The sequence below is a fragment of the Sphingomonas sp. CCH9-F2 genome (assembly GCF_001556735.1).
Lineage (GTDB): Bacteria > Pseudomonadota > Alphaproteobacteria > Sphingomonadales > Sphingomonadaceae > Sphingomonas > Sphingomonas ginsenosidimutans.
This window is the reverse complement of sequence record NZ_LSJO01000107.1, coordinates 1-1693: the sequence shown is the minus strand read 5'-3', so window position 1 is coordinate 1693 and position 1693 is coordinate 1. Positions and strand designations below refer to the sequence as shown.

2 protein-coding genes are annotated in these 1693 nt (G+C 73.5%); one reads left to right on the top strand and one right to left on the bottom strand.

Annotated features, from left to right (window positions below):
* Window positions 1-972 (bottom strand): hydantoinase/oxoprolinase N-terminal domain-containing protein (locus AX685_RS03275; RefSeq protein ID WP_331710141.1); only part of this gene is annotated, 972 nt, incomplete at its 3' end.
* Between the two features lie 101 nt (window positions 973-1073).
* Between AX685_RS03275 and AX685_RS03270 the strand changes: the two genes are divergently transcribed.
* Window positions 1074-1640, top strand: a complete 567-nt coding sequence (locus AX685_RS03270) for a hypothetical protein (RefSeq protein ID WP_066485416.1) — start codon at window positions 1074-1076, stop codon at window positions 1638-1640.
* The last annotated feature ends 53 nt before the right edge of the window (window positions 1641-1693 follow it).

Below are 1693 nucleotides of genomic sequence, written 5' to 3'. Positions count from 1 at the left end.
GCCGCCCGCCGCGACGGTATCGATCCGCATCATCGGCACCGCGACGCGCACCCCCGCGAGCACCGCGTCGGAGCGGCGATCGTACTGGCCGGCGTAGAGCGACACGTCGGTGGAGGTGCCGCCCATGTCGAACCCGATCACCCGGTCGAACCCCGCGCCGGCGGCGGTGCGCACCATGCCGACGATTCCGCCCGCCGGGCCGGACAGCAGCGCGTCCTTGCCCCCGAACGCGCTGCCGGCGACCAGCCCGCCGCTCGACTGCATGAACAACAGCCCGCGATCGGCGCAGGCGCTTCCCAGCGACGTTTCCAGCCCGTGGACATAGCGGCGCAGCACCGGCGACAGATAGGCGTCGGCCAGCGTGGTATCGCCCCGCGCGACCAGCCGGATCAGCGGCGCGGTGCGGTGGCTGACCGATATCTGCGTGAAGCCGGCCGCCGCCGCCAGATCCGCCAGCGCCGCTTCATGCGCGGGATGGCGCCAGCCGTGCATCAACACGATCGCGACCGCGCGCAGCCCGGCGGCATGAGCGCGCGCGAACGCCGCCGCCGCGGCATCGTGGTCGAGGGGAATGAGGACGCTGCCGTCCTGCGCGACGCGCTCGTCGATCTCCACCACGTCGGCGAACAGTGGCGCGGCGCGGCGGATGTCGCGCGCGAAGATATCGGGCCGGTCCTGATAGCCGATGACCGGCGCATCGCCGAACCCGCGCGTGATCGCCAGCAGCATCGGTTCGCCGCGCCGTTCCAGCAGCGCGTTGGTGGCGATGGTGGTGCCGATGCGGATGTCGGCGGGGGGCAGGGGGCCATCGGCGATGCCGGTCAGCTGGCGGATCGCGGCCTCCGCCGCGTCGTGCGCGCGATCGGGGTCTTCGGACAGCAGCTTGGCGGTCGCCCAGCTGCCGTCGGGGCGGCGCGCCACCACATCGGTGAAGGTGCCGCCGCGGTCGATCCAGAAATGCCAGGAGCTCATCCGCGCTGCATGTCATCGATCGCCTCCCACCGCCAGACCCGCCGCCAGTGGCCAGCCCGGCGGCGGCGCGGTAAGGGCCGGGAACGAAGGAGGCATCGTCCATGGCAAGGTTGCGCGATCGTCTGCTGGCCCTCGGGCTGGCCTTGGGCAATGCCGCGGGTGCCGTGGCGGCACCGGCGACGGTCGCGGGGTGGACGGTCGCGCCCGCGGAGGATGGCGCGGGATGTTTCGTCACCCGCACCTTCGACCGGGCGGGCGAGACGACGGTGCTGCTGGGGCTGGACCGTGACGGGAGCAACCGCCTGTCGGTGCTCAACGCCAACTGGTCGATCCGCGCGCGCGAGCGGGTGAGGCTGACGTTCCGGCTGTCGAAGGCGGCCTATCCGCGCCATGCCGCGATCGGCATCGCGGCCGATGGCAGGCAGGGGTTCGTGACGACGTTCGGCAAGGACTTCCCGGCGCAGTTTGCCGCGACCCGCACGCTGGACATCGCGCGCGGCGACGTGCCGGTCGAGCGGCTGGCGCTGGACGGCAGCGGCGCGGCGGTGGCGGCGTTGCGCCGCTGCGTCGCCGCGCTGGCCGGCAAGCGCGGCGCGGAACGCCAGCGCGACGGCGCGATTCCGCGCGATCCGTTCGCGCCGTCCGCGGGCCGCGAGTCGCGTCGCTGACGTCCGCGGCGGCGAACGGCTGGCCGGAGAAGATGCACGGACGGTCACAATCC

Excerpts from the sequence above, each read along its gene's own strand:
- AX685_RS03270 (WP_066485416.1), top strand. The coding sequence starts at position 1,074 with ATGGCAAGGTTGCGCGATCGTCTGCTGGCCCTCGGGCTGGCCTTGGGC.